This window comes from Streptomyces sp. NPDC002092 (assembly GCF_053593775.1).
Genome location: NZ_JBSFDG010000003.1, coordinates 30,774 through 53,574, shown reverse-complemented (window position 1 = coordinate 53,574; position 22,801 = coordinate 30,774). Strand labels below are relative to the sequence as shown.

Genomic DNA, 22,801 nt, shown 5'->3' with positions numbered 1-22,801 from the left:
TCCTCAAACGCCGGACGGGCTGAATTGTGCGGACCGGCAGCCAGAACGCGCCCGCCGCTCACCTCCCGGCCTCAACCGCCGGACGGGCTGAGTTACGCCAGCGCCCGGCCCAGTACGAACACCACCGGTGCCGCCGCCGTCAGGGGTAGGGCCACGCCTGCTGTGAAGTGGACGAATCTCGACGGGTAGTCGTAGCTGGCCACGCGGTGGCCGATCAGGGCGCAGACTGCCGCGCCCGCGCCGAGGAGTGCGCCCTTTGCGCCGAAGCCGGTCATCCCGCCGACCGCGATGCCCGCCCCCGCCGCGGCGAGCAGCGAGACGACGATCGACGCGGGGGTGGGCAGCGGCAGGGCACGGGCCAGGACCGCCACCGCCACGGCCGCCGCGCCGACGGTCACCGCCTCCGGCTCGGCCGCGAGGTACCCGGCCGCGACGATGGACAGCGCCGCCGAGGCGACGGTCGCCATCAGGCCGTACATCCGCTCGTCCGGGTCCGCGTGCGAGCGCAGCTGCAGGACCAGGGAGAGCAGCACCCAGACGCCGAGGGTGCCGAGAATCGCCGCGGGGGCGTTCTCCCGGCCCGCCACCAGCAGGGCGACGTCCGCGGCCAGCGCGCCCAGGAAGGCCAGCGCGATGCCCTGCCGGGCCGGCCACATGCCGTTCAGGCGGAACCAGCCCGCCGCGGTGACCGCCTGCAGGGCGACGAGCGGGACGAGCAGGGCGTACGAGCCGACCGCCGCCGCACCGGACACGAGCAGACCGAGCAGCGCCGTGAGCCCGGCCGGCTGCATGCCCGGCTCGATGATCGGGGAACGTCCCTCCTCACGGGCACGCTGGGCGTCCGTGAGCCGGGAGTCGCCGGCGACGGTGGCGGGTCCGTGGTCGGAGTCCTCGTCAGGCTCCTCACCGCCTCGGGCACCACCGCCGGGCGCCTCGTACCCAGGGTCCACTGCAGCGCCGGCATACCCCTGCGGCTGTGCCGCCTCCCAGGTCTGCCCCTGCCACTGCTGCGTGTACTGCTGGTATTGCTGGTACTGCTGAGCCTGGGCGGCGTGCGGGTCGTCGTACCCCTGATGCCCCTGATGCCCCTGATGCCCTTGATACCCCTGATGCCCCTGGTATCCCTGGTACGCCTGCTGCTGATACGGGTCGTACGCGTCGTACGAACCCTCGTACGGCTGGTCGGTCATCGTCACCCTCCTGCGAACGGCGGGAGCACCTCGACCGTGCCGCCGTCGGCCAGCCGTACCGTCTCATGTCCGCGGGTGCCCACGGGATCACCGTCGATGAGGAACGAGCATCGCTGCAGGACGCGCGTGAGTTCTCCGGGGTGTCGCGCGCGCACGGCGTCGAGCGCCTCGGCGAGGGTGGCCGCGTCGTACGGCTCCTCGGCGACCCCGGCCGCGGCCTTCGCGGCGGCCCAGAAGCGCACCGTGACCTTTGACATCCGGTTCCTCAAGTAGTGATCGACAAGTTGTGGATCGGCTGTGTACACCGTCAGGCTAGCCCGCCTGCGCGGCACCCCAGGCCCCGATACGGGCCAGCAGGTCGTCGGTGGCCGCGTGCTCCGCGTGGCCCATGCCGTGCTCCAGCCAGAGTTCGCCCCGGTCACCGGCGGCGTCGGCCAGCATGCGCGGGTGGTCGACCGGGAAGTAGCCGTCCCGGTCGCCGTGCACGATCAGCAACGGCGTCGGGGCGATCCGCGGCACGGCCTCCACGGGCGACAGCGGTACCGGGTCCCACTCCCGGTGGTGGATCCGGGTACGGAATCCGTAGCGGCCCACCAGCCGCCCCTCGGGCCGCGTTACCAGCCAGTGGAGCTTCCGCATAGGGGCGGTGCCCCGGTAGTACCAGCGGGCGGGGGCACTCACCGAAACCACGGCGTCCGTCGCCGCCTCGGTGCGCCCCTCGCGCCCCTTTCCGTACAGCGCCGCGTGGCGCAGCACCACGGAGCCGCCCATCGAGAAGCCGACGGTCACCACGCGCGCGTGCCCGAACCCCCGCGCCCACTCCACCGCGGCCGCCAGGTCCAGGACCTCCCGGTCGCCGACCGTCGAGCGGCCGCCGGAGGCGCCGTGGCCGCGGAAGGAGAACGTGACCACGGCCCCGTACTGCGCGAACGCCTCCGCCACCCGCCGAACATGCGGCCGGTCCACATCGCCGGTGAACCCGTGGGCGACGACGAACACCGGAACAACGGAAGGTGTCGTGGAGGCGTCGTATACGACCGCACCCCGGTTGTATACGGAATCGATCGCAACCCCGTCGTCCGTGCGCAGAAACGTACGGAAAGGCCCCCCTCTGCCCGTCTCAAGATTCGGACGAACGGTGGATCGGGCCACATGACCTGCCGAACCAATGCTCATGTGGGCTATTCTGCTGGGCAGAGGACTCGGGCAGCGTAGCCCCCGGGTCCTTTTGTGCTTTCGGAAGCGTTGTATACGAAGCGGGAAACGCCAGTTGACCGCAGGTGTACGGGCCTTTCGGGATCGCAGAGCAGGTGATGCACCACACACGTCCTCGCAGGGACCGAGGAGGAACCAGACGTATGAGTTCTCTGCTGCTCCTGACCAATGCCCTCCAGCCGTCGACGGAGGTGCTCCCCGCCCTCGGCCTGCTCCTGCACAACGTGCGAGTGGCTCCGGCGGAGGGCCCCGCCCTCGTCGACACCCCCGGTGCCGACGTCATCCTCGTCGACGGCCGCCGTGATCTGCCCCAGGTCCGCAGCCTGTGCCAGCTGCTGCGCTCCACGGGTCCGGGCTGTCCGCTCGTCCTCGTCGTCACCGAGGGCGGCCTCGCGGCCGTCACCGCCGACTGGGGCATCGACGACGTACTCCTCGACACCGCAGGACCGGCGGAGGTCGAAGCGCGGCTGCGGCTGGCCATGGGCCGGCAGCAGATCGTCAACGACGACTCCCCCATGGAGATCCGCAACGGCGACCTGTCGGTCGACGAGGCGACGTACTCCGCGAAGCTCAAGGGGCGGGTCCTCGACCTCACCTTCAAGGAGTTCGAGCTCCTCAAGTACCTCGCACAGCACCCGGGCCGCGTCTTCACGCGCGCCCAGCTGCTGCAGGAGGTCTGGGGCTACGACTACTTCGGCGGCACCCGGACGGTCGACGTCCACGTACGGCGTCTGCGCGCCAAGCTGGGCCCCGAGCACGAGTCGCTGATCGGGACCGTCCGGAACGTCGGTTATCGATTCGTTACTCCTGAGAAGGCCGATCGCGTCTCCGACGAAGTCAAGGCCAAGGCAGACCGGGCAAAGGCGGAGGATGCGGACGAGACCGCCGCTCTGGACACCGCCGAGGTGTCGGCCGAGGCATAGCGGACCGCCGCAAGGGGCATTGCTTCCGCACAGAAGGCGTGGAGGCAAGCTCCTTCTCGCCCTGCCCAGAGCAGGTATATCCGCGTAGACTCCGCGCGTGGCCAAGGTGACTCGGGATGATGTGGCGCGGCTGGCGGGAACTTCGACCGCCGTCGTCAGTTACGTCATCAACAACGGACCCCGGCCGGTCGCCCCGGCCACGCGCGAGCGTGTCCTCGCCGCCATCAAGGAGCTGGGGTACCGACCGGACCGGGTCGCCCAGGCGATGGCGTCCCGGCGTACGGACCTCATAGGCCTGATCATCCCGGACGCGCGCCAGCCCTTCTTCGGGGAGATGGCGCACGCGGTCGAACAGGCCGCCTCCGAGCGCGGGAAGATGGTGCTCGTCGGCAACACCGACTACGTCAGCGAGCGCGAGGTCCACTACCTGCGCGCCTTCCTGGGCATGCGGGTCTCCGGCCTCATCCTCGTCAGCCATGCACTGAACGACCAGGCCGCCGCCGAGATCGACGCCTGGGACGCCCGGGTCGTCCTCCTCCACGAGCGGCCCGAGGCCATCGACGACGTCGCCGTCGTCACCGACGACCTGGGCGGCGCCGAGCTCGCCGTACGCCACCTCATCGAGCACGGCTACGAATACGTCGCCTGTATGGGCGGCACCGCCGAGACCCCGGCGGTCGGCGACCCGGTCTCCGACCACGTCGAGGGCTGGCGGCGCGCGATGGGCGAGGCCGGGATCTCCACCGAGGGGCGGCTCTTCGAGGCGCCGTACAACCGCTACGACGCGTACCGCGTGGCGCTGGACATCCTCTCCGGGCCGCAGCGGCCGCCAGCGATCTTCTGCTCCACCGACGACCAGGCGATCGGCGTGCTGCGGGCCGCCCGCGAGCTGCGGATCGATGTGCCGGGCCAGCTGGCGGTGGCCGGGTTCGACGACATCAAGGAGGCGGCGCTGACCGACCCGCCCCTGACCACGATCGCCTCGGACCGCTCCGCGATGGCCCGGGCGGCCGTGGACCTCGTACTCGACGACGGGCTCAGGGTGGCGGGGGCGCGGCGGGAACGGCTCAAGCAGTTCCCGTCACGACTGGTCGCGCGGACCTCCTGCGGCTGCACCTGAGGGCCGTGCACCGGCACATGAGAGTTGCCTGAAGGCTCCCGCCGGGCTGCGAGAAGCCTCTTTATATCGGGCAAACAAGGTTCTGCCGGGCTTCTCAGCCAGCACTCAGGAAGCTCTCATGGTCACGGTTCAAGCTCGTTGGCATGACCGAGAGCTTCCGCCGCAGCGGCGAGTACGAGAGCTATGACGGCTACGGGAACCCGCAGCAGGGCACCCCGCAGTACGCCTCCTCCCCTGTGAACCCCGAGTGGCCGCCCCCGCCGGCGCAGCCGCCGGTGCAGCAGGCCATGGTCGAGCCGGGCGCTCCGGCGCCGAAGAAGCGGACCCGGGGCCCCCTGGCCCTGCTGGCCGCCGTGGCGATCGTCGCCGCGGCGATCGGCGGCGGCACCGCGTACGCCTTCCAGGAGCTGACCGGCAACGACACCGTCGCCACCAGCAGCACCAGCACCCCTGTGGTGCCGGCCGGCAAGAAGGGCGACGTCGCCACCATCGCCGCGGCCGTCAGCCCGAGCGTGGTCGAGATCAGCGCCACCCTGGACAACGGCTCGTCGACCGGCTCCGGCGTGATCATCACCAGCGGCGGCGAGATCGTCACCAACAACCACGTCATCTCCGGCGCCTCGTCGATCAAGGTGACCACCAGCAACGGCAAGACCTACACCGCGAAGGTCGTCGGCACCGACAGCAAGAAGGACCTCGCCCTGATCAAGCTGCAGGGCGCGTCCGGGCTGAAGGCGGCGACCCTCGGCAACTCCTCCGGCGTCCAGGTCGGCGACACGGTCGTGGCGATCGGCTCCCCCGAGGGCCTGAGCGGCACGGTCACCAGCGGCATCGTCTCGGCCCTGAACCGCGACGTGACCGTCTCGACCGACGAGGGCCAGGGTCAGGGACAGGGCGGCGGTGACGGCCAGTGGCCGTTCTCCTTCGGCGGCCGGCAGTTCAACGGCGACACCGGCTCCTCGACCACCACGTACAAGGCGATCCAGACCGACGCGTCCCTCAACCCGGGCAACTCCGGCGGCGCGCTGATCGACGCCGCGGGCGACATCATCGGCATCAACTCCGCCATGTACTCGGCCAGTTCGCAGTCGTCCTCGGGTTCCTCGGACGCCGGCAGCGTCGGCCTCGGCTTCGCCATCCCGATCAACACCGTCAAGTCCGACCTGGCCACGCTGCGGTCCGGTTCCACCAACTGATCCCGCACCTCACCAGCAGGGAGTACGTCATGATCGAGCAGGTTTCGCACACGGTCGCCGGCACCGACCCGGCCGGTCTCGCCCTGGCCCTGGCGGTGGCGTACGAGCTCCACGCACCGACGACCCGGGCACCGGAGGTGGCCCCGCAGCTGATGGGCCTGCACACCACGGCCGCCCGCCCGCACCGCCGCAAGGTGCCGTTGAACAGGCTCGCGGCGATGCGTGGCTGATATGCGAGGCTGAAGGCGTTCAGCACGTTCCGCATCTTTCGCTGGTTCAGCCCCTTGTCGTCCCACCGCACCCGAGGAATCCGAGCCCATGAGCCCCGCCGATGGCGACCGTGACCCGCAGCGCATCCTGATCGTCGACGACGAGCCGGCCGTGCGCGAAGCACTCCAGCGCAGCCTCGCCTTCGAGGGCTACGAGACGGAGGTCGCGGTCGACGGCGCCGACGCCCTGGAGAAGGCGACGGCGTACCAGCCCGACCTGGTCGTCCTCGACATCCAGATGCCGCGCATGGACGGTCTGACCGCGGCACGCCGTATGCGCGGGGCGGGCGCGACGACGCCGATCCTGATGCTGACGGCGCGTGACACCGTCGGCGACCGGGTGACGGGCCTCGACGCCGGCGCCGACGACTACCTGGTCAAGCCCTTCGAGCTGGACGAGCTGTTCGCGCGCGTCCGTGCCCTGCTGCGGCGCAGCTCGTACGCGGCCGCGGCGGCCGCCGGGGCCCTCCAGGAGGACGAGGCACTGACCTTCGCCGACCTGCGGATGGATCTGGCGACGCGTGAGGTGACGCGGGGCGGGCGCCCGGTGGAGCTCACCCGCACGGAGTTCACCCTCCTGGAGATGTTCATGGCGCACCCGCGTCAGGTGCTGACCAGGGAGCAGATCCTGAAGGCGGTGTGGGGCTTCGACTTCGAGCCGTCCTCGAACTCCCTGGACGTGTACGTCATGTACCTGCGCCGCAAGACGGAGGCGGGCGGCGAGCCGCGCCTCGTGCACACCGTGCGGGGCGTCGGGTATGTGCTGCGGCAGGGCGGCGCGGAGTGAGGAAGGTCCTGCGCCGCTTCCAGACGCTGCCGATCCGCTCACGGCTGGCGATGCTGGTGGCTGCGGCGGTGGCTTTTGCGGTGGCGGCGGTTTCGGTGACGTGTTGGTTCATCGTGCAGGGGAAGCTGTACGAGCAGGTCAACGCCGATCTCAGGAAGATGTCGCAGCCACAGCGGTACAGCCAGGTGGCGGAGCTCCTCGACGCCTGCCCCCACACAGTCGAGACCGACCAGAACGACCAGGGCGGCCAGACCGGCGCCAGTGGCCTGCGTACGCAGAGCAGCTACATTCAGCTGGTCAAGGCGGACGGAACGCCCTGCGTGTCCTCGAACTCGACCGGCACCGTCAAGGTCACCAGCGCCGACAAGAATGTGATCAAGGAAGCGGCCAACGGCAAGGGGAACCTTCTCGACGGGATCATCCGCAACGGCACGGACACCGACGGCAATGCCGTACGCGTGTTCACCACGCCCCTGCTCGTCAACCAGGGCCCGGTCGGCCCGCCCCAGTTGTACCCCGACACCGCACTCCTCATCGCTGTCCCTCTCAAGAGCACTGAGAAGACCCTCAACGACCTCGCCCTGATCCTCCTCCTGGTCTCCGGCGTCGGAGTGATCGGCGCCGGAGCAGCCGGCCTCGCCGTGGCCCGTGCCGGCCTACGCCCCGTCGACAAACTCACCGAAGCCGTCGAACACGTCGCCCGCACAGAGGACTTGGGCATCCGCATCCCCGTGGACGACGACGCCGAGGACGAAGTCGCCCGTCTCTCCCGCTCCTTCAACTCGATGACCGCCTCCCTGGCCAGCTCCCGCGACCTCCAGCAACAGCTCATCGCCGACGCCGGCCACGAACTCCGCACCCCCCTCACCTCCCTCCGCACCAACATCGAACTCCTCACCCGCAGCGAGGAGACCGGCCGCCCCCTCCCCCCGGCCGACCGCAAGGCGCTCCTCGCCTCCGTGAAGGCGCAGATGACCGAACTGGCCGCGCTGATTGGCGACTTGCAGGAGCTGTCGCGGTCCGAGGGCCAGGGGAGCGAGCGCGTGCAGGTGGTCTCGCTGGAGGACATCGTGGAGGCGGCGCTGCGCCGGGCACGGCTGCGCGGGCCGGAGCTGACGATCACGGCGGACCTGCACCCCTGGTACGTACGGGCGGAGCCCTCAGCCCTGGAGCGGGCGATCGTCAACATCCTCGACAACGCGGTGAAGTTCAGCCCCGAGGGCGGCACCATCGAGGTGGAGCTCGGCAGCGGCATCCTGACGGTCCGCGACCACGGCCCCGGCATCCCCGCCGAGGAACTCCCCTACGTCTTCGACCGCTTCTGGCGTTCACCCAGCGCGCGGGCACTGCCGGGCTCGGGCCTGGGTCTGTCCATAGTCGCGCGGACGGTGGAGCAGGCGGGCGGCGAGGTCACGCTGGCCCGCGCGGAGGGCGGCGGCACGGTGGCGACCGTACGGCTGCCGGGGGCGCCGATGCCGCCGCCGGAGGGGCCGTAGTCCTTACCGTCGGCCGCGCCTGTCCGTGCCCCGGTCGCGGGCGTCCTCGATCGTGGTGCGGCGCAGCTGCGAGATGAGGGGCTTGATGTCGTCGACGTGGGCGCCGGCCTTCAGCTCCTCGTAGATCCGGCCGGCGATCTCCTTCTGCCGCCAAGTCTGGCCTGCCACCAACTCCTCGCCCAGCTCGGCGAGTTGGACCGCGCGTCGCTGGGCGGCGGGGTCGTCCTTGCCTTGGCGGTCTCCGTGACCGTAGGCGTCGTACGAAAGCATGGTCATTCTCCGGTTCCTTCCGCTCAGTTCTGCCCGGTCTGCCTGCGCTTCTTGGCTCGGCGTGCGGCACCGAAGTCGCGGAACGGGTTGGTGGTCAGGTCGACCGCGGTCTTGCGCGGATCGACCGAGTGGTGCCAGTTGAAGTGCACGACCCAGGCCAGGATCAGCAGCCGGTCCACGCGCGGGTCGCGGACGGTGACCTCGTATTCCGCCCGGATGCCTGCGCTCCGGGCGAAGTCGAAGCCCTCGGACTGCGGTCCGGAGAAGCGCACTTTTGCGGAGAGGAGGGCGTCGAGGCTCTCGTGGCCGAGGAAGTTGTCGATGACCGGGGCGCGGCGCAGCCTGGTGTTGCCTTTCCACTTCCCGGTCAGTTCCCCGAGGTTCTGCTGCACCAGGATCCACTCACGGTCCTCCCAAGGCCCGGTGCGCACCTTGCCGATCTGCGTGCGGTCGGCCGCGAATGCCATCCCCGTCGAGAGGACGAAGCCCAGGATCTCGTCAGGGCGTTCCGCGGCGAACACCCGGTATTCAGGCAGGGAGTGGTGCGGGGAATCCTTGTGCATCAGGAGCACCGGCGTGCGCTGCCCGGCTGCCCGTACCTCCCAGGTGGTGTGCGTCCGGCCGTAGTCGGCCGAGACCGTGAACTCCTGAAGGGTCTGGAGCAACTGGTTCATTGGATTCCTTCGTCGGGTTCCCTGCGTTTTCCCTGCGTTCAGGCCGCGGGCAGCAGGGCGATGCGGGACGCACCCATGGTGGGGGACCAGCCGCCACCCTTCTCGAACTCGAAGCCGCGCTGCTCCACGTCGTCGATGAGACTGCCGATGGTCGGGGACGGCGAATTCATGAACTCCACGGCCTCCTGGACGGCCTTTTTGATGCCGTCCACCGCGTCGGAGATCTTCTGGAAGATGGTCTGGATGATGCCGATGACGTTGATGATGAGCCTGACTGTCTTGTACATGCCGTAGATCTTGTCGGCGGTCCAGATACCCGCGACGACGTCCGCGACCGGGTCTTCGGGGCCGAGGCCGACCACCTCGATGGCGGCGTCGCCCGCCATCATCTCCGCGAACTGCTCGGCCAGTTTCTTGATCCCCTCGTCCATCAGCTTCCCGATCTCGCTGAGCGCCTCCCAGACGAGTCCGACGACGATGTGGTAGCCGTCCTTGAACGCCTTCGCCGCGAGCTTGGCCGCGTCACCGACGCCGCCGATGCCCATGGTCCAGCGGAACAGGTACGAGTCGAAGTTGGTCGCGGCCTCGCCGGACCATTCACCGCCGAGCTTCCAGGACCCCTTGCGCAGGGTTCCGGCCACCGTGTACGCCGCGTCGCCCAACTCGTCGTAGGCGTCGCCCAGACAACTCAGCCGGCCGTACTCGCCGAAGAGGGGCTTCAGCATCAGCTCGACCAGGCTCTGGCCGGTGCACCACTGGAATGCGTGCTCGGCGGCCTTGAGGTCAGAGCTGTTCCGGGCCAGCATCAGCGCGGTGTGGATGCTCTTCGACGTGGTGTCGTCGGCGTCGTCCAGTTTCTTGAGCTCGACATCCTCGTCGGTGAAGTTGCCGAGGTTGGAGCCACCGGGGAGCGTCGAAATGTCCGGGAAGGGGACGGAGGACTGCGGATATATGCTGCGCAGTTCTGCCGCGGTGTCCTCGTCCACGTGGGTGTAGGCGGCACTCGTGCGCTGGATCTTGTCGTCGATCACGCCCATGCCCCGCTGGCACTGGGCGAGCTTGTCGCTGAAGAAGGTCGAGATGTCCGGGACGAACTCCCGTGCCAGGACGAGCAATCCGTCCAGGCCGTCGACCTGCGCACACTCGTGGCCGCTCCACTGCCCGAGCCTGACCAGATGGTTGCCTTGCTTCTTCGTGAGATCTGCGTACGCGTGAAAGTCACTCTGCGCGGGCGCGCGGAAGCCTGTCACGGCCACTCCCCTGTTGACGTCATGTCAGTGTCCGGCGCGGGGGACGCTACATGCGGTAGTGGTGGATTTGAGGGGCCGTTGGCATGTTCATTGACAACTATTGGGGAGTGGTCGACGGGACGACTGTCGGCGGCTACGCCGGGGGTTCCGTAGACGGTTCGACTCCCAGCCAGAACAGCTCTTCCACGATGATCTGGGGGTCTGCGATGCGAGGTACGAACGTGTACTTGAGCCAGCCGCGCTCATCGTCGAAGAGGAGCAGACGGGCACCCTTCGGATCACTGGACCGGACCGGCATGACCTGCGTTCCATCAGGAAGGCAGGAATCCGTCTCGATACCCCGGAAATATGGGTCCTTCGCCGTGACCAGTTCAGCACGTGCGGCCAGGACGATTTCACGAACATGGTTGGGCACTGCCTCGAAGGCAGCGCGGGCGTCGAGCGTCCAGTCCATCTGCCAGGGCGGCCCCATGAACCCGTCGGTCACTCGCCGGGCTCCAGTTTTTGCACTCGGTGACGAATCTTCGAAGCCTCTTCGAGAAGGGCCCTGGCCTCGGCGCCGTCTGTGGACTCCGAGGCCCGGATTTCGAGATCGTGCACATGCGCGTCCAGCTTGGGATCGCGGGCAAGGGCGTACTCGCCCCACCAGAGGGCCATGAACGCCGGCACAGGAGGAAGATTGAAGGTGTCGGCGCTTGAGGCGATCACCCTTTTCCAGTGCCTGTCGAAGTCGGGCAGCAGTTCGGGAGCGTGCTCGGCGATGGCTGCGCGCAGTGCCTTGGGCGTCCGCTGCGGCATGGGCGGGATGACCTGGTCGTTCTCCGTGGCGTGAGCAGTCATGACCGATGCCCTCCTTCGACGCTTCGTCTCTACGACCATAGCCGCCTCATACCTCGTGGATCTGTCGTTCGTGTGGTGGTCACGAGATCAAGCGTGGTGGCGGTCAGGAGTCGAACATCAGGGCTTCCGGCATATGTCAACCGAATGTGCGCCGACCCGCCCCTCCCTTGACCCCGTCCACGAAAACGGCCCAGGTCGCGGTCGAGAAGAGCAGCGGGGCGGCCACCGGGATCTTGCTGTCGCGAACGGGGACGGTGCCGGGGTGGCCGTCGGCGACCTCGACGCAGTTCGTACCGCCCCCGTCGCTGTAGGACGACTTGCGCCAGGCTGCGATGCCGAGGTCGGGGGTCACACGGTTCCCTTCACCTCGCGGACGAACGCGGACCAGGAAGCGGCCGAGAAGACCAGGGGGCGGGACGCCGGGGTCTTGCTGTCGCGGACCGGGACTATGCCCGCGTAGCCGTCGGCGACCTCGACGCAGTCGTTGTCTCCCCCTTCGCTGTAGCTCGACTTGCGCCACAGGGCGGTGCTGAGGTCGGGGGTGCGGGTCATGATCTCTGCTCCTCCAGTAGGTCCCTGATGAACACGAGCGAGTCCGACGGGGACAGCGCCAGGTCGCGGAGCCGATCGTAGGACAGTCGTTGCCGCAGGACCTCGTCCGGATCTTCGATCAGCCGGCTGCAACCGTTGCCTTCCTTGTAGGCAACGGCACTTCCGGCCCTCTGCCACAGCAGCGTGAGCGACCCGTTCATATGGTGGTGCGCTCCCGCCGAGAACGGCAGTACCTGAAGCGTCACGTTGGGCCACAGCGCGGCGGCCTCCAGATGGAGCAGCTGGTCGTGCCAGGCCTTGCCCCGGGCAGCGGGACGCCGGAGCGCGAACTCGTCCATGATGATCCGGACCTCGGGCTCCGGCTTCTGCCTCAGGAGGTACTGCCTCCCGAGACGAGCGGCCAATTGCTCCTCAACGGCCTCGTCACCGTCAGCCGTTGTCTGGGCCCCAGACAACACCCCACGGGCGAAGTCCTCGGTCTGCAGAAGCCCCGGAATCCCCGGCGAGAACTTCCACATGATCCGCGCCGTCGCCTCCAGCGCCATGAACTCCTTGTACTGGTCCTTGAACGCGTCCAGCCGCGCCGCCTTCCAGTGGCTTAACAGCAGGTCCCCGGTGCCGTAATACCCGTCCAGGTCCTCCATGACCGTCACCTTGGACAGCCGCTCCCCCGACTCCAACCGGCTCAGATAGCTCTTCTCGTATCCGGTCTCGTCGGCCAGTTGTCCCAGCGACTTCCCGGCCTTCTCGCGCAGAACCTTCAGCGTTTGCCCGAGCATCCCGCGCCCGGAAACCGGCTCAGCGTCAACCTTTTCGCCCACGTCACCCCTCCCCGTTGCCTGCGCGCCAGACAACACCGAACCTCTTCCGCAGCGTACGCCGCACCTGTGACGATCGAGGCACGAACGGTAGTCACCGCTCGTCAGACCCCTGCCATGCCAAAACCCCCGCAACCGATGCTGGTCGGTCCGGGGGCGTGGCCGACGCGTATCCCAAGGAGCGCCGACATGCGCGAACGTACCGCCGGATTCATCGAATTGCTACTGCTCGCCATCGTGCGGGCCCTGCTGCCCGCGCGAGGACGCCACCGAGCAGCCCCGGCCGCCCAACTCCCGCCCACCGAACAACCGTTGGCCGCCCCCGGAACCCACCGCCCCCTCGACGTATGGCCCTTCGAGCCCGACGCCCATCTCGTACGCCCGTACCTCCTCACCCCGGACGAACGCCACGAACGCCGGCTGCAGCGCAGGCGCCGCCGTGCCCTCTGGCTCGCCGCCTACGGCATCGACGTGGGCCCGCGCCGTATCCACGGAGTGGAGGTGTCCGCGTGAGCGCGACCGAAGAGATCCCCACGCTCGGGAAGCTGCGGCTGCTGCCGTGGACCACTCCCGAAGGCAAGCCCTGCTACCTCAGCACCGACCGCGGCGACAGCAAGCTGTCCCTGTTGGCCGACGACGTGGAAGCAGCTCAGCTGGACTCCGGGGAACAGGTGCTCGCGGGCGCCAGGGCCGTACTCGCCGACCCGAAGGCGGGTGAGCGGGCCGTGCGCTTCGCGCTCACCAGGGCGGCCGAGTCGCTGGAGGACGTGATCCGGGTCGCGGTCAGCCGAGGCGGGCGGGTGACGCCGGACTGATCACCGAGCGCTCTCCGCCGACGCCAGTACCTTCTCCGCGGCCAGCCGATAGATGTTGGCCAGGACATCCGGACCGTTGTCGAACTCCTCGTCGGTGAGCGTGCAGCCCAGGCGTTCGCGCAACACATGCCGGTCGGCCGCAACTCGCTCCGCGATCTGCTTCGCCGTCGACTGATCGAACGCCAGTTGCTCGACGAGCTGCCGCAGTGTCATCCCCCGGTCCTTGGCGACTTGGGCAAGGTGATCGCGCGCCTGACGGGACACCCGGATGGTCGTGGTCTCTGCCATCGCCGCACCGTAGCGCGCCAGGACCCACCGATCTCGGCGATCACTGCGGCAGCCCGACCTCGGCCGCCCGGCGGAGCGCGTCCCCGCACGTGCGGCACGGAACCGGCGCGTGTTCGGCAAGGACAACCAGCGCACGGTGCAATTCCGCTCCCAGTTGGTGAAGCCGCATGCTGTACTGCCCGCCCTTGTAGGCGTACAGGCGAAAGACGCTGACGGCCAGTCCGTCACGGTCGTCGGCGAGGGTGTCCGGAAGCCCGGCGAGCAGTTCGTAGTCCTGCTTGCCGGTCGCGGCGTCCGCAACTTCCTTGAGGGGCAGAGCGTCCAATTCCTCGGCGGACAAGGAGCCGTCGACTGCGACGGCATGGGCAGCCAGGGCCGCGAAGATCTCGATCAGCCGCTCGCCGGTCACCGTCGATACACCCCGGCCCCGCAGGCGCTCGCGGCGCCGGTCCTGCCGCCGTGGCTCCTGGTCCACCAGCGGCAGCACGACACGGCCAAGAAGCGCGCAACGACGCCAGAGCATGTCGTAGTCCGGGGGCACAGTCGATCCTCTCCACGTAGCTGCGACGGTCAGCCGCCGACGACCGGGAAACCGAACGACCGCGCCCGGCAACCTCTCCGCCCGAGGTGACGGCCCATCACCGGTCCCTTTCCCCTCATGGAACGGATTCCCCCATGGTTCAGCACCGCCGACGCAAAACCGCCATCGCCGTCTCCCTCGTCCTCGTGGCTACCGGAGCAGTCGGCCACGGAAGGACGCGCAGGCCGCGAACCAGGAGGTCGCGGACTGACTGGGCGACTGGACGCCTTCCGTGTCCTGACGACTTCCTGACGCCGCCCCCGTCCCGACACCCACAGCCCCCGCCCTACGATCACCTCGGACACGGATGCCGGGGAGGGCGTATGGGCGGGGACACAGGCGGGATCGAGCGGGTGTACCGAAGACGGCGTGGGCTGCCCTGGCTGCCGCTGGGTCTGATGGCGGTGATCGCCGGGAACGCCTTCATCCAGGCGACCCGCTTCGACGACCCGTACGCCTATCGCGACGGGCCACCGGGCTGGGCGCCATTGGCGGTCTCGCTGCTCATGGCGGCGACCTTCGTCCGAATCGCGCTGGAACAGTGGCGGGCGCACACCAGCGTCACGGCGTCCGGCATCACCGTCCAGGGGCGCCTGCGTTCGCGCTCCTGGACCTGGCAGGAGATCTACGACATCCGCGTCGAGCACGCCCCGGGCAGCATGGGCTCGACGGGCCCTCGCTGGCTCGGCTTCCTCTACGACGACGAGGGCCGCCGGCACCGGCTCTGGCACATCGACGACTGGCAGCTCGCCGACCCGTACGCCGAGGTCTCGGAGCTGTGCCTGTCGGCCGCCCCGTACCGCAGTCTGGCCTGGGAGCCGCGCCCTCAGGTGGAGGCGCTGATCCTGCGGGGCGCGGCTCGGCGCAAGGCCTGGACGTGGGCCCTGTGGGGTGCGCTCGCGATGCTGTGCGCCATGTTCGTGGTCGAATTCTGGGAGATCATCGACGGGCGGCCGGACCACCCGTTCCTGCTGCTCGTCTGTGTACCGCTGGCCTCCTTCGCCGTCCTGGGCGCCGTACTCGACCGCTACTGGACCACCCACCCTCCGGGCTCCCTCGCAGGGCAGCCGTAGCTCACGCCTGCCCGTCTGCGGGCTCCGGTCCAGCCGTTCGCCCTCCGATCGCCCGATCGAGTGATCCCACGACAACGCCCCAGGTCATCCCCATAGCCGTCGTTACGGTGATCGCGTTGCTTGTGCCGCGGGCACACCCAGCCCAGACTTGAGGAGGAGGTGCCACCTTGACCGCTCTCGCACATGAGAGGCCCGAGACCATGTCCCACGCTCCGGCTGAATCCTTGAACGGACCCGACCTGGACGAGGTCCTATGGCAGGCCTGGAAGGCCATGGAACTCCCCGAGGGCTACCGCGCCGAGATCATCGAGGGAGCCATCGAGGTGTCGCCCACCGGACGTCTGACCCACGCCCAGATCACGAACCGCCTGCGGCGGGCACTGGATAAATTCCTGGACGGCGGCGAGCACGCGTGCCACCAGGACACCAATGTCATCCACAAGCGCAAGGGGTGGATCCCGGACGCATTAGTCGCTCCAGAAGACCTGGAGCCGCACGCCGACGAGGAAGGGTTGGGGGTGAAAACCTCCGCTGTCCACCTCATCGTCGAAGTCGTCTCCCCGGGCAAGCGCAACCAGGACCGCGACCGCATCCGAAAGCGCCGCGAGTACGCCCGCGCCGGGATCCCCGTCTACGTCATCATCGACGACTACGACAGCCACGGCACCGTCACCGTTCTCACCGAGCCCGAGCCCGACAAGGCCGATTGGGTGGGAGTCCACCGCGTCCCCTACGGCACCGAGGTCACCATCCCCGAAGGCCCCGCCAAGGGCTTCGTGATCGGCGAGACGATCACCGGCCCCAAGCGGGGGTGAACCGGGCGGCGGACGTCAGGTCCACCACCAGCTAGCCGGTCCGGCCGACAGCCAGCCCCGCCCCCTCGATCCGCACCCTGATCCCCTCCTTCTCCACCCGTACGTCCCGCAGCCGCAGCTCACCGCGGTGCGGTGTGGGCAGGCGGAAGCCCAGGGACAGGCGGTCGGCCAGGACCGGGCGGGTGAGCCGGGGCAGGGCGTCCAGGAGCGACGGGTCGAGGCCGAGGCGCTTGAGGAGGGCTGGGTGTTCCAGGGCCAGGTCGATCAGGTTGAGCCGCATGGCCTGGTGGATGAAGCGCGGTGAGCCGGTCACGCGCGCCAGTTCGGCATCGGAGCGCAGGGCCGCGCGTACGGCGGAGTCGGGTACGCCGAGCCGCCGTACCACCGCCGGCACCGCGAACAGCGCCTTCGCCTTCCTCGTCTCGTGCGCGAGGCGTGCGGCGGAGCGGCGGGTCAGATGCAGGCCCTCGGAGGCCCGGGTGCCGGGCCGGTAGGTGGCCAGGTCCCCGATGTCCAGGCGCATTCCGCCGATCTGGGTGGCGATGCCGTGCTCGCCGTCCCGGCCGATACGGGCATCGGCCCGCAGCCTCAGATCGTGCCCGGCCACCGGGAGCGTGCCGCGCGCCAGCACCCGGTCGTGGCCGTGTCCGGTGAACGTCACCTGGGACGCGCCGAGTTCGCGGTTCAGGTCGTCGAAGGACAGCAGTACGTCGCCGTCGAGACGGGGAATTGCCGCGCCCCGTACGGAGGTCGGTCCGTCGGGCGCGTTCAGCCGTACGTCGTGTGCGGTCGCCGTCACCCTGGCCAGCGTGACCCGGTCGGCGGCGACGTCCGGCACGGTGACCTTCACCGACTGCAGCCTGTCGTCGGCGAGTTGGGTCAGGAAGGGGAAGCCCTCGATGTCCACTTCGGGCGCCGCGCTCAGGTGCATCCGGTCCTTGAGCTCGTCCGCCGCCCGGCGCTCGGCGTACAGGAGCGCCCAGCGGTCGGCGAGGGTGAGGAAGGCGGCGAGGACGACCGAGCCCACCACCGCCTTCAGCGCGAGCGGGAGGCCCGCGAAGCGGTTTCGCCTGCGGCGGCCGCCGCGGCGGTGGTTGGGCGGAGCCCAGGGCTCGTCCTGCTCTTCCTCGGCCTCGCTCGCGACAAAGGCACCCTCGAAAGAGTTGTTGATGTTTGTACCAGGATGCGTCGTTATGTGGTGGGGGGCACGCATCGATCCATCCGACCATGCGAACGCCCCCCACCCGCAAGCGGTACCTCAGGTATGCGATCTAGCTCACGATCGCCCCGACCAGGTGGCCCGTGCCCAGCCGCTCCGCCGTGAGACTCGCTCACTCACGTACGCGGCCCCCTCACCCCCTCACTTTGCGCCTCCCTCCGCTTACCCTCGTACGCATGACCAGCGACGACACCGCCCGGCCCGGCCGGAACCGCTCCATCGAGACCTACTCCGCGCTCTCCCCGGAGCAGACCGGGGCCGTGCTCTCCCTGCTCGCGGCGGCCGCCGAGGACGACGGCCAGCAGGCGGTGTCCGAACAGGGGCGGCTGCAGCTGCGGGGCGGCGAACGCGAGGGCGTGTCCCATCTGCTGCTCAGCGTCGGCGACGAGCTCGTGGGGTACGCGCAGCTGGAGGACACCGACCCGGTGGAGGCACCGGCCGCCGAGCTGGTCGTGCACCCCGCGTACCGCGGGCACGGGCACGGGCGGGCACTGGGCTCGGCGCTGCTCGCGGCCTCCGGCAAGCGGCTGCGGGTGTGGGCGCACGGCGGGCACTCCGCCGCCCGGCATCTCGCGCAGGTCCTGGGGCTCACGCTCTTCCGCGAACTGCGGCAGATGCGGCGGTCGTTGACGGACCTGAACCTGCCCGAGCCGGTGCTCCCGGCGGATGTGACCGTCCGTACCTTCGTCCCCGGCCAGGACGACGCCGACTGGCTCGCGGTGAACGCCGCCGCGTTCGCCCACCACCCCGAGCAGGGCTCCCTCACCCAGCGCGACCTCGACGACCGCAAGGCCGAGCCGTGGTTCGACCCCGCGGGCTTCTTCCTCGCCTTCCGCGGCGGCGAACTCATCGGCTTCCACTGGACGAAGGTGCATGCGGCCGACCGGCTGGGTGAGGTGTACGTCCTCGGGGTGCGGCCCGGGGCACAGGGCGGGGGGCTGGGCAAGGCCCTCACGACGATCGGGCTGCGGCATCTGGAGGCACAGGGGCTGCCCACGGCGATGCTGTATGTCGACGCCGACAACAAGGCGGCGGTCGCTGTGTATGAGCGGCTGGGATTCACGACGTACGAGACGGACTTGATGTACCGCACGGAGACGTGAGCGAGCCTCCGGCGGTGGTGCGGTGTGTTGTGCGGGCAAGTGGGATGCGCGCCCCTGGGGGCTACGCCCCCAGACCCCCATCGGCCTGCGGCCTCGTCCTCAAACGCCGGACAGGCTGAAAGTTCCGCACCGGCTCCGGCTGGCAGGCCCCCCAAGCCACCACCCCGACCCCCAGCAACACCCCCCACCGCTCATGCGCAGCCCCCCAGCGGGGATCACCGGTCGCGGCGAGCAGGGTCCAGCGGCCCGGGATCAGCAGGGCACCCAGGGCCGCCGTGGTCAGGACGGCGGCCGCCACCGACGGGCCCGGCTGCGGCTCGTCCGTGAGGCGTACCGCGGTGGCCGCCGCGGCCAGGGCGAGGGCCGCTGTTGCGCCGGCCTCCAGGGTGACGGCGCCGACCGGGGGACGTACGCCGTGCGGTACGAGGGCCAGTGCGGCCGTCCACCACAGCACGGCCACCGGCGCGACCAGCACCACCCGCAGGCTCGTGCGCACCCAACGCCGGGTGGTGACCGGTGTGGTGAGGTGCCGGGCCGGGTCGTCCAGCAGGAACGTCAGGCCCAGTGCGAAGACGAGGGCGGCGGCCCGCAGCAGGGTGAGCGCGAGCCAGGCACCGGGCGGGCCGCCGGACAGCCGGGGCAGGGCGACGAGCAGCAGCCCCACACCCGCGCCCGCCCCGAGCGCCCGCCACGGCACCGTACGCGCGACGGCCGACACCAGTGCCCCGCTCACCGGCACGGTCCTCCGCTCACTTCCCACACTCGTCCGCCCCCTTCGGCACCTTGGTCCCCAGCACCCGCGCCGCCTCGGCCGTGGTCACCTTGGGAGCCGTCAGCTGCGCCCAGTGGGACTTGACCGCGGACGTGACCTCGGCGCGCGGGCGGGAGAGCAACTCCCGTACGACCTCGGTCTGTCCGGCCGACATCGCGATCGGGTTGGTCGGCGTCAGCACGACCGCCGGGCCGCTCAGGCTGTCGTCGAGGCGGACGTTCTTGAGGTCGGCGACCGGGTCCGCGTCGCGGCCCAGTGCCAGCCACATCACCGTGACCACGCGGCCGTCGCAGAGCTCGCTGCCCTTCTTCTCGTCGCCGCCGACCAGCACGGAGGCGACGGCGACCGCGAACTCCGGCACCCGGTTGCCGCCCCAGCGCGTGCCCACCGTCACCTGGCCGGGCGTGGTGGACGGTGCGATCGCCGCGTCGCCGTCGAGGCCGTAACGGGCGTCGACCCGCTGCCGTACGAGCAGCGGCCGGCTCGCGGCCGTACCGCCCGCGAGGGTCTGCACCCGGTCGACGACCCCGGCCCAGGTGCCCGTCCGGGCACTCCACTCGCCGAAGGCGCAGTACTGCGAGACGCCGTGCCGTACGCACGACTGCTCCTTCTCGGGGGAGACCGAGGCGCGTTGCCGGGCCGCCGCAAGTTCAGGGGAGACCCCGCCGGACTGCCCGACGGCGCCGGTCACCACCAGGACCAGCGCACCCCCGAGCCCCACCAGCGCCCCGAAGGGGCGCGGGGAACTGCGCGACCAGCCACGAGGGCCCCGCAGACGATCAACGGCATCCCGCGGAGCGCAAAGCACCGCGGCCATGGCCGAAACCAGCACCAGCCCGCCCAGATACAACGCATGCCACCCCGCAGGCCGACCGACCAGGTCAGACGGCAGCGTCGGACTGCTGCTCTCGCTCACCACCGGTGACAGCCAGCGGCTCCACTGCGCCCCGGACGTCCCCGTCGAGACGAACATCAGGAAGGTGAAGAGCCCCAGCACCGCGAGCGGCGCGGCGAACACGGACGGGATCAGCCGGGCGATCAGCAGACCGACGGCTCCGCACAGCAGCACGTACAGGGGAGCCACGGCCAGTTCGGCCACCGACCCGTGCCCCACCGCGCCCGGCCGCAGCGCCTGCCAGGTGAACTGGGCCAGCACGGCCAGCGCGGTGACGACGCCGAACGGCACCAGGGACAGGGCGTGCCCCACCGTGCGCCGCCACGGCTCCATGACCAGCACGTCGAAGTGGCGGTCGGTACCGCGCCGGCGGGAACGCAGCGCGGCCCGGTTGACGGCGATGAACAGGACGAAGCCGAGCAGCGTGGGCGTGGTCTGGGTCGCGCGGTCGACGTCCTGGAGCGCCGGATAGGCGTCCATGCCGTCCGGCGGGAAGAGCAGCTTCCAGCCGGTGTAGCCGACGTAGACGAGCAGGGTCACCGCCACCGGGACCTGCATGATCAATTCGCGTGCCTCGAAGCGGGCGAGCGCGAACACGGCCGCCCAGCTGCGGCGCTGTTCGCCGTGGACGACGGGCGGGGCCGTCACCTCCATGACCGTGCTCATGCCGTCACCTCCGCGCCCGCGCCGTCCAGGGTGAGCAAGTAGCCGTCTTCCAGGGTGGGTTCGAGCAGGTCGGCGCCTGCGGGCGGGCTGCCCACGTTGCGGAAGGAGCCGGTGCCGGTGCGCCAGCCCGCCTTCGCGGCGGGGTCTCGCTCCGTGCTGCTCCAGACCCGTCCGGCTGCCCGTGCGGTCAGCTCGGCGGGGGTGCCGTCGAAGCGGATGCTGCCGCCCGCCATCACCAGCACACGGTGGCAGAGCATCGCCACGTCCTCGGTCTGGTGGGTGGAGAGGAGGACGGTGCGCCCCTCCCCTGCCTGGGCGATCAACTCCCGGAAACGCATGCGCTGTTCGGGGTCGAGCCCGACGGTCGGCTCGTCGAGGACGAGGAACCCCGGGTCGCCGACCAGCGCGGCGGCCAGCGCGACCCGCTGCCGCATTCCGCCGGACAGCTTCTTGATGCGCTTGGCGCGTACGTCGGCCAGGTCGACCTCGTCCAGCACGCGCCGCACCTCCCGGTGCCGGGCGCCCCGGTCCGTCAGTTCCTTCAGGATCGCGACGTAGTCGACGAACTCGAAGGCCGTGAAGTCCGGGTGGAAGCCGGGCGTCTGGGGCAGATAGCCCAGCCTGCGCCGCACCTCCTGCCGGCCGGCCGCCGTCGCCGGGTCGTGGCCGAGGACCGTGAAGGCGCCCCGGTCCGGGGGCACGGCGGTGGCCAGCACCCTGAGCAGGGTGGTCTTTCCGGCCCCGTTGGGGCCGAGCAGCCCGGTGACGCCCGAGGTCAGCCGCAGCGACACCTCGTCGAGGGCCTGGGTCCCGCCGAAGCGGAGGCTGAGCCCCGCAGCGGAAACGGTCGGAGTCATACGGCATCCCCCTGGGAGCGGTCGAAACGGTCACGTACGAGGAAGAGCAGCCAGCCGGTGAGCGCGGCGACCGCCGCCGCCACCCCCTGGCCGGCCGCGGTGAACGGCACGGGCGTGGCGCCCGCGTCATAGGCGTGGGCCGCCAGCAGCAGCGCCACCCACACCCCGCCGACCAGCGACGGCGCGAGCACCGGGCCCAACCGGGCGGTGAGGACCAGGCCGGTCGAGGTCAGGGCCAGCGCGGGCAGCAACCAGGCCAGGGCGCCCAGCCCGTATCCGGGCAGCGCGAGGGTCGCGAGACCGCTGAGGCCGAGCACGGCGGTGAGCACGGCGACCGTCCGCACCATCAGCAGCCTGAAGCCGTGCATCGGCGCGACCACCGCCATCTCGTACGTCGGGTCCAGCGCGGGCCCGTACGACAGCGCGACCCCGCCGAGGGGCAGCAGCGGCGCGAGGGCGAGGAAGAGCGTGGGCGAGGCGGCCGCCCTGCCGGTGTGCGCCGCCACCACGCTCATCACCAGCACGGCGACGACCGCACCGAGCCAGGAGCGGCGCAGCACGGGCGTGGCCGCGAGCAACCGCGCGGTGTGGTCGGCGACCCCGAGCCGCATCAGCAGCCCCTCGAACACCCCCGGCCGGGGCACGTCGAGCTCGGCGTCCAGCCGCTCCCATCCGGCGTCGACCCGCTCCGGGTCACCGACCTCCGCGAGCGCGCCCCGGCACTGCGCGCACGCGACGAGATGGGTGTCGGCGGACCACAGCGCGGGCGGCGCCAACTCGCCCTGGGCGTAGGCCCGTAGGTCTTCAGCATCCACATGCCAGGTCATGCCACCACCTCCTGCACCGCCACGCGCCCCGCCAGACTCCGTTCACGCCCCTGCCCACCCACTCCGCCGCCGCCACGCCGGTGCGTCCGCCCCGCGACCGCGCAGACCCGATCGCACAGAACCCCGCCGATATCGCCACTCCCGGCCCCGCGCATGACCAGGAAGCCCCCATCGCACGGCAGCCCACCGCTGTCCCCGCCCCCGCGCCCGAACACGACCCGGAAGCCCCCCTCGCACACCCGCCCGCACACGCCGGCGCTCCCACACCTGCACGCCACCCCGCAGACCCGA

Annotated in this window: 29 protein-coding genes; 11 read left to right on the top strand and 18 right to left on the bottom strand. The window is 70.3% G+C overall.

Going from position 1 to position 22,801, the window contains the following annotated elements:
* Positions 1–92: 92 nt before the first annotated feature.
* From ACWCRD_RS07600 to ACWCRD_RS07590, 3 genes are read right to left on the bottom strand one after another with little or no spacing between them, the layout of a single operon-like run.
* Complete coding sequence (locus ACWCRD_RS07600) at positions 93–1,190, bottom strand: hypothetical protein (RefSeq protein WP_450965014.1); 1,098 nt, start codon at positions 1,188–1,190, stop codon at positions 93–95.
* A gap of 2 nt (positions 1,191–1,192) precedes the next feature.
* Entirely contained in the window at positions 1,193–1,447 is a 255-nt protein-coding gene (locus ACWCRD_RS07595) for a MoaD/ThiS family protein (RefSeq protein ID WP_450965013.1), read from the bottom strand.
* Between the two features lie 55 nt (positions 1,448–1,502).
* Complete coding sequence (locus ACWCRD_RS07590) at positions 1,503–2,366, bottom strand: alpha/beta hydrolase (RefSeq protein ID WP_450965012.1); 864 nt, start codon at positions 2,364–2,366, stop codon at positions 1,503–1,505.
* Positions 2,367–2,548: 182 nt separating this feature from the next.
* Between ACWCRD_RS07590 and ACWCRD_RS07585 the strand changes: the two genes are divergently transcribed.
* The 6 genes from ACWCRD_RS07585 to ACWCRD_RS07560 all read left to right on the top strand — a co-directional run bounded on the left by ACWCRD_RS07585 (position 2,549) and on the right by ACWCRD_RS07560 (position 8,196).
* Positions 2,549–3,328, top strand: coding sequence for a winged helix-turn-helix transcriptional regulator (locus ACWCRD_RS07585; RefSeq protein WP_450965011.1), 780 nt, complete (start codon positions 2,549–2,551; stop codon positions 3,326–3,328).
* A 97-nt stretch (positions 3,329–3,425) separates the two neighbouring features.
* Positions 3,426–4,448: a LacI family DNA-binding transcriptional regulator gene (locus ACWCRD_RS07580; protein ID WP_450965010.1), complete on the top strand. Its 1,023-nt coding sequence runs from the start codon at positions 3,426–3,428 to the stop codon at positions 4,446–4,448.
* A 143-nt stretch (positions 4,449–4,591) separates the two neighbouring features.
* Entirely contained in the window at positions 4,592–5,644 is a 1,053-nt protein-coding gene (locus ACWCRD_RS07575; protein WP_450965009.1) for a S1C family serine protease, read from the top strand.
* Positions 5,645–5,673: 29 nt separating this feature from the next.
* A complete protein-coding gene (locus ACWCRD_RS07570; RefSeq protein WP_450965008.1) occupies positions 5,674–5,874 on the top strand; it encodes a hypothetical protein in 201 nt (66 codons plus the stop codon).
* A gap of 88 nt (positions 5,875–5,962) precedes the next feature.
* The gene (locus ACWCRD_RS07565) at positions 5,963–6,700 is read left to right on the top strand and encodes a response regulator transcription factor (RefSeq protein WP_450965007.1); all 738 of its coding nucleotides are present in this window, start codon (positions 5,963–5,965) and stop codon (positions 6,698–6,700) included.
* Positions 6,697–8,196: a sensor histidine kinase gene (locus tag ACWCRD_RS07560; protein ID WP_450965006.1), complete on the top strand. Its 1,500-nt coding sequence runs from the start codon at positions 6,697–6,699 to the stop codon at positions 8,194–8,196. The genes ACWCRD_RS07565 and ACWCRD_RS07560 overlap by 4 nt, the downstream gene beginning before the upstream one ends.
* A 3-nt stretch (positions 8,197–8,199) precedes the next feature.
* Here ACWCRD_RS07560 and ACWCRD_RS07555 read toward each other — a convergent pair whose 3' ends face one another.
* The 8 genes from ACWCRD_RS07555 to ACWCRD_RS07520 form a co-directional block, all read right to left on the bottom strand.
* Entirely contained in the window at positions 8,200–8,472 is a 273-nt protein-coding gene (locus ACWCRD_RS07555) for a hypothetical protein (RefSeq protein ID WP_450965005.1), read from the bottom strand.
* A gap of 17 nt (positions 8,473–8,489) precedes the next feature.
* On the bottom strand, positions 8,490–9,140 hold the full coding sequence (locus ACWCRD_RS07550; protein ID WP_450965004.1) for a hypothetical protein: 651 nt from the start codon (positions 9,138–9,140) through the stop codon (positions 8,490–8,492).
* Positions 9,141–9,178: 38 nt separating this feature from the next.
* Positions 9,179–10,390: a hypothetical protein gene (locus tag ACWCRD_RS07545; protein ID WP_450965003.1), complete on the bottom strand. Its 1,212-nt coding sequence runs from the start codon at positions 10,388–10,390 to the stop codon at positions 9,179–9,181.
* A 133-nt stretch (positions 10,391–10,523) separates the two neighbouring features.
* Complete coding sequence (locus ACWCRD_RS07540) at positions 10,524–10,877, bottom strand: hypothetical protein (RefSeq protein ID WP_450965002.1); 354 nt, start codon at positions 10,875–10,877, stop codon at positions 10,524–10,526.
* On the bottom strand, positions 10,874–11,230 hold the full coding sequence (locus tag ACWCRD_RS07535; protein WP_450965001.1) for a DUF6247 family protein: 357 nt from the start codon (positions 11,228–11,230) through the stop codon (positions 10,874–10,876). The genes ACWCRD_RS07540 and ACWCRD_RS07535 overlap by 4 nt, the downstream gene beginning before the upstream one ends.
* Positions 11,231–11,366: 136 nt before the next feature.
* Positions 11,367–11,582, bottom strand: a complete 216-nt coding sequence (locus tag ACWCRD_RS07530; protein ID WP_450965000.1) for a DUF397 domain-containing protein — start codon at positions 11,580–11,582, stop codon at positions 11,367–11,369.
* A complete protein-coding gene (locus ACWCRD_RS07525; protein WP_450964999.1) occupies positions 11,579–11,782 on the bottom strand; it encodes a DUF397 domain-containing protein in 204 nt (67 codons plus the stop codon). Before ACWCRD_RS07525 ends, ACWCRD_RS07530 begins: the two co-directional genes overlap by 4 nt.
* Complete coding sequence (locus tag ACWCRD_RS07520) at positions 11,779–12,603, bottom strand: helix-turn-helix domain-containing protein (RefSeq protein WP_450964998.1); 825 nt, start codon at positions 12,601–12,603, stop codon at positions 11,779–11,781. Before ACWCRD_RS07520 ends, ACWCRD_RS07525 begins: the two co-directional genes overlap by 4 nt.
* A gap of 186 nt (positions 12,604–12,789) precedes the next feature.
* Here ACWCRD_RS07520 and ACWCRD_RS07515 point away from each other — a divergent pair, with 186 nt between their 5' ends.
* Together ACWCRD_RS07515 and ACWCRD_RS07510 are read left to right on the top strand one after the other, a co-directional pair.
* Complete coding sequence (locus ACWCRD_RS07515) at positions 12,790–13,113, top strand: hypothetical protein (protein ID WP_450964997.1); 324 nt, start codon at positions 12,790–12,792, stop codon at positions 13,111–13,113.
* On the top strand, positions 13,110–13,415 hold the full coding sequence (locus ACWCRD_RS07510; protein WP_450964996.1) for a hypothetical protein: 306 nt from the start codon (positions 13,110–13,112) through the stop codon (positions 13,413–13,415). The genes ACWCRD_RS07515 and ACWCRD_RS07510 overlap by 4 nt, the downstream gene beginning before the upstream one ends.
* On the opposite strand, the gene ACWCRD_RS07505 is transcribed toward ACWCRD_RS07510, so the two are convergent.
* Both ACWCRD_RS07505 and ACWCRD_RS07500 read right to left on the bottom strand, forming a co-directional pair.
* The gene (locus ACWCRD_RS07505; RefSeq protein WP_450964995.1) at positions 13,416–13,703 is read right to left on the bottom strand and encodes a hypothetical protein; all 288 of its coding nucleotides are present in this window, start codon (positions 13,701–13,703) and stop codon (positions 13,416–13,418) included. It abuts the gene before it with no gap.
* A 40-nt stretch (positions 13,704–13,743) separates the two neighbouring features.
* Positions 13,744–14,226, bottom strand: coding sequence for a hypothetical protein (locus ACWCRD_RS07500; RefSeq protein ID WP_450964994.1), 483 nt, complete (start codon positions 14,224–14,226; stop codon positions 13,744–13,746).
* Positions 14,227–14,606: 380 nt separating this feature from the next.
* On the opposite strand from ACWCRD_RS07500, the gene ACWCRD_RS07495 reads away from it, so the two are divergent.
* Positions 14,607–15,356, top strand: a complete 750-nt coding sequence (locus tag ACWCRD_RS07495) for a PH domain-containing protein (protein WP_450964993.1) — start codon at positions 14,607–14,609, stop codon at positions 15,354–15,356.
* 167 nt (positions 15,357–15,523) lie between these two features.
* A complete protein-coding gene (locus tag ACWCRD_RS07490; RefSeq protein WP_450964992.1) occupies positions 15,524–16,171 on the top strand; it encodes a Uma2 family endonuclease in 648 nt (215 codons plus the stop codon).
* 31 nt (positions 16,172–16,202) lie between these two features.
* Here the strand turns inward: ACWCRD_RS07490 and ACWCRD_RS07485 are convergent, their stop codons facing one another.
* Positions 16,203–17,384 (bottom strand): LmeA family phospholipid-binding protein, encoded by a 1,182-nt coding sequence (locus ACWCRD_RS07485; RefSeq protein WP_450964991.1) that lies wholly within the window; start codon positions 17,382–17,384, stop codon positions 16,203–16,205.
* Positions 17,385–17,566: 182 nt separating this feature from the next.
* Here ACWCRD_RS07485 and mshD point away from each other — a divergent pair, with 182 nt between their 5' ends.
* Positions 17,567–18,493, top strand: coding sequence for a mycothiol synthase (mshD, locus tag ACWCRD_RS07480; protein ID WP_450964990.1), 927 nt, complete (start codon positions 17,567–17,569; stop codon positions 18,491–18,493).
* 61 nt (positions 18,494–18,554) lie between these two features.
* Here mshD and ACWCRD_RS07475 read toward each other — a convergent pair whose 3' ends face one another.
* Genes ACWCRD_RS07475 through ACWCRD_RS07460 form a run of 4 tightly spaced genes read right to left on the bottom strand, consistent with a single transcriptional unit; the run spans position 18,555 to position 22,510 of the window.
* Positions 18,555–19,226 (bottom strand): ABC transporter, encoded by a 672-nt coding sequence (locus ACWCRD_RS07475; RefSeq protein WP_450964989.1) that lies wholly within the window; start codon positions 19,224–19,226, stop codon positions 18,555–18,557.
* A gap of 16 nt (positions 19,227–19,242) precedes the next feature.
* Positions 19,243–20,826 carry an ABC transporter permease gene (locus ACWCRD_RS07470; RefSeq protein ID WP_450964988.1) on the bottom strand — a complete coding sequence of 528 codons (1,584 nt, stop codon included), beginning with the start codon at positions 20,824–20,826 and terminating at the stop codon, positions 19,243–19,245.
* Positions 20,823–21,683 (bottom strand): ABC transporter ATP-binding protein, encoded by an 861-nt coding sequence (locus ACWCRD_RS07465; protein ID WP_450964987.1) that lies wholly within the window; start codon positions 21,681–21,683, stop codon positions 20,823–20,825. The genes ACWCRD_RS07470 and ACWCRD_RS07465 overlap by 4 nt, the downstream gene beginning before the upstream one ends.
* Positions 21,680–22,510, bottom strand: coding sequence for a zf-HC2 domain-containing protein (locus ACWCRD_RS07460; protein ID WP_450964986.1), 831 nt, complete (start codon positions 22,508–22,510; stop codon positions 21,680–21,682). The genes ACWCRD_RS07465 and ACWCRD_RS07460 overlap by 4 nt, the downstream gene beginning before the upstream one ends.
* Between the last annotated feature and the right edge of the window lie 291 nt (positions 22,511–22,801).

Excerpts from the sequence above, each read along its gene's own strand:
- ACWCRD_RS07535 (WP_450965001.1), bottom strand. The coding sequence starts at position 11,230 with ATGACTGCTCACGCCACGGAGAACGACCAGGTCATCCCGCCCATGCCG.
- ACWCRD_RS07590 (WP_450965012.1), bottom strand. The coding sequence starts at position 2,366 with ATGAGCATTGGTTCGGCAGGTCATGTGGCCCGATCCACCGTTCGTCCG.
- mshD (WP_450964990.1), top strand. The coding sequence starts at position 17,567 with ATGACCAGCGACGACACCGCCCGGCCCGGCCGGAACCGCTCCATCGAG.
- ACWCRD_RS07495 (WP_450964993.1), top strand. The coding sequence starts at position 14,607 with ATGGGCGGGGACACAGGCGGGATCGAGCGGGTGTACCGAAGACGGCGT.
- ACWCRD_RS07500 (WP_450964994.1), bottom strand. The coding sequence starts at position 14,226 with ATGCTCTGGCGTCGTTGCGCGCTTCTTGGCCGTGTCGTGCTGCCGCTG.
- ACWCRD_RS07460 (WP_450964986.1), bottom strand. The coding sequence starts at position 22,510 with ATGACCTGGCATGTGGATGCTGAAGACCTACGGGCCTACGCCCAGGGC.
- ACWCRD_RS07505 (WP_450964995.1), bottom strand. The coding sequence starts at position 13,703 with ATGGCAGAGACCACGACCATCCGGGTGTCCCGTCAGGCGCGCGATCAC.
- ACWCRD_RS07555 (WP_450965005.1), bottom strand. The coding sequence starts at position 8,472 with ATGACCATGCTTTCGTACGACGCCTACGGTCACGGAGACCGCCAAGGC.
- ACWCRD_RS07470 (WP_450964988.1), bottom strand. The coding sequence starts at position 20,826 with ATGAGCACGGTCATGGAGGTGACGGCCCCGCCCGTCGTCCACGGCGAA.
- ACWCRD_RS07485 (WP_450964991.1), bottom strand. The coding sequence starts at position 17,384 with ATGCGTGCCCCCCACCACATAACGACGCATCCTGGTACAAACATCAAC.
- ACWCRD_RS07575 (WP_450965009.1), top strand. The coding sequence starts at position 4,592 with ATGACCGAGAGCTTCCGCCGCAGCGGCGAGTACGAGAGCTATGACGGC.
- ACWCRD_RS07465 (WP_450964987.1), bottom strand. The coding sequence starts at position 21,683 with ATGACTCCGACCGTTTCCGCTGCGGGGCTCAGCCTCCGCTTCGGCGGG.
- ACWCRD_RS07595 (WP_450965013.1), bottom strand. The coding sequence starts at position 1,447 with ATGTCAAAGGTCACGGTGCGCTTCTGGGCCGCCGCGAAGGCCGCGGCC.
- ACWCRD_RS07600 (WP_450965014.1), bottom strand. The coding sequence starts at position 1,190 with ATGACCGACCAGCCGTACGAGGGTTCGTACGACGCGTACGACCCGTAT.
- ACWCRD_RS07565 (WP_450965007.1), top strand. The coding sequence starts at position 5,963 with ATGAGCCCCGCCGATGGCGACCGTGACCCGCAGCGCATCCTGATCGTC.
- ACWCRD_RS07550 (WP_450965004.1), bottom strand. The coding sequence starts at position 9,140 with ATGAACCAGTTGCTCCAGACCCTTCAGGAGTTCACGGTCTCGGCCGAC.
- ACWCRD_RS07515 (WP_450964997.1), top strand. The coding sequence starts at position 12,790 with ATGCGCGAACGTACCGCCGGATTCATCGAATTGCTACTGCTCGCCATC.
- ACWCRD_RS07525 (WP_450964999.1), bottom strand. The coding sequence starts at position 11,782 with ATGACCCGCACCCCCGACCTCAGCACCGCCCTGTGGCGCAAGTCGAGC.
- ACWCRD_RS07585 (WP_450965011.1), top strand. The coding sequence starts at position 2,549 with ATGAGTTCTCTGCTGCTCCTGACCAATGCCCTCCAGCCGTCGACGGAG.
- ACWCRD_RS07570 (WP_450965008.1), top strand. The coding sequence starts at position 5,674 with ATGATCGAGCAGGTTTCGCACACGGTCGCCGGCACCGACCCGGCCGGT.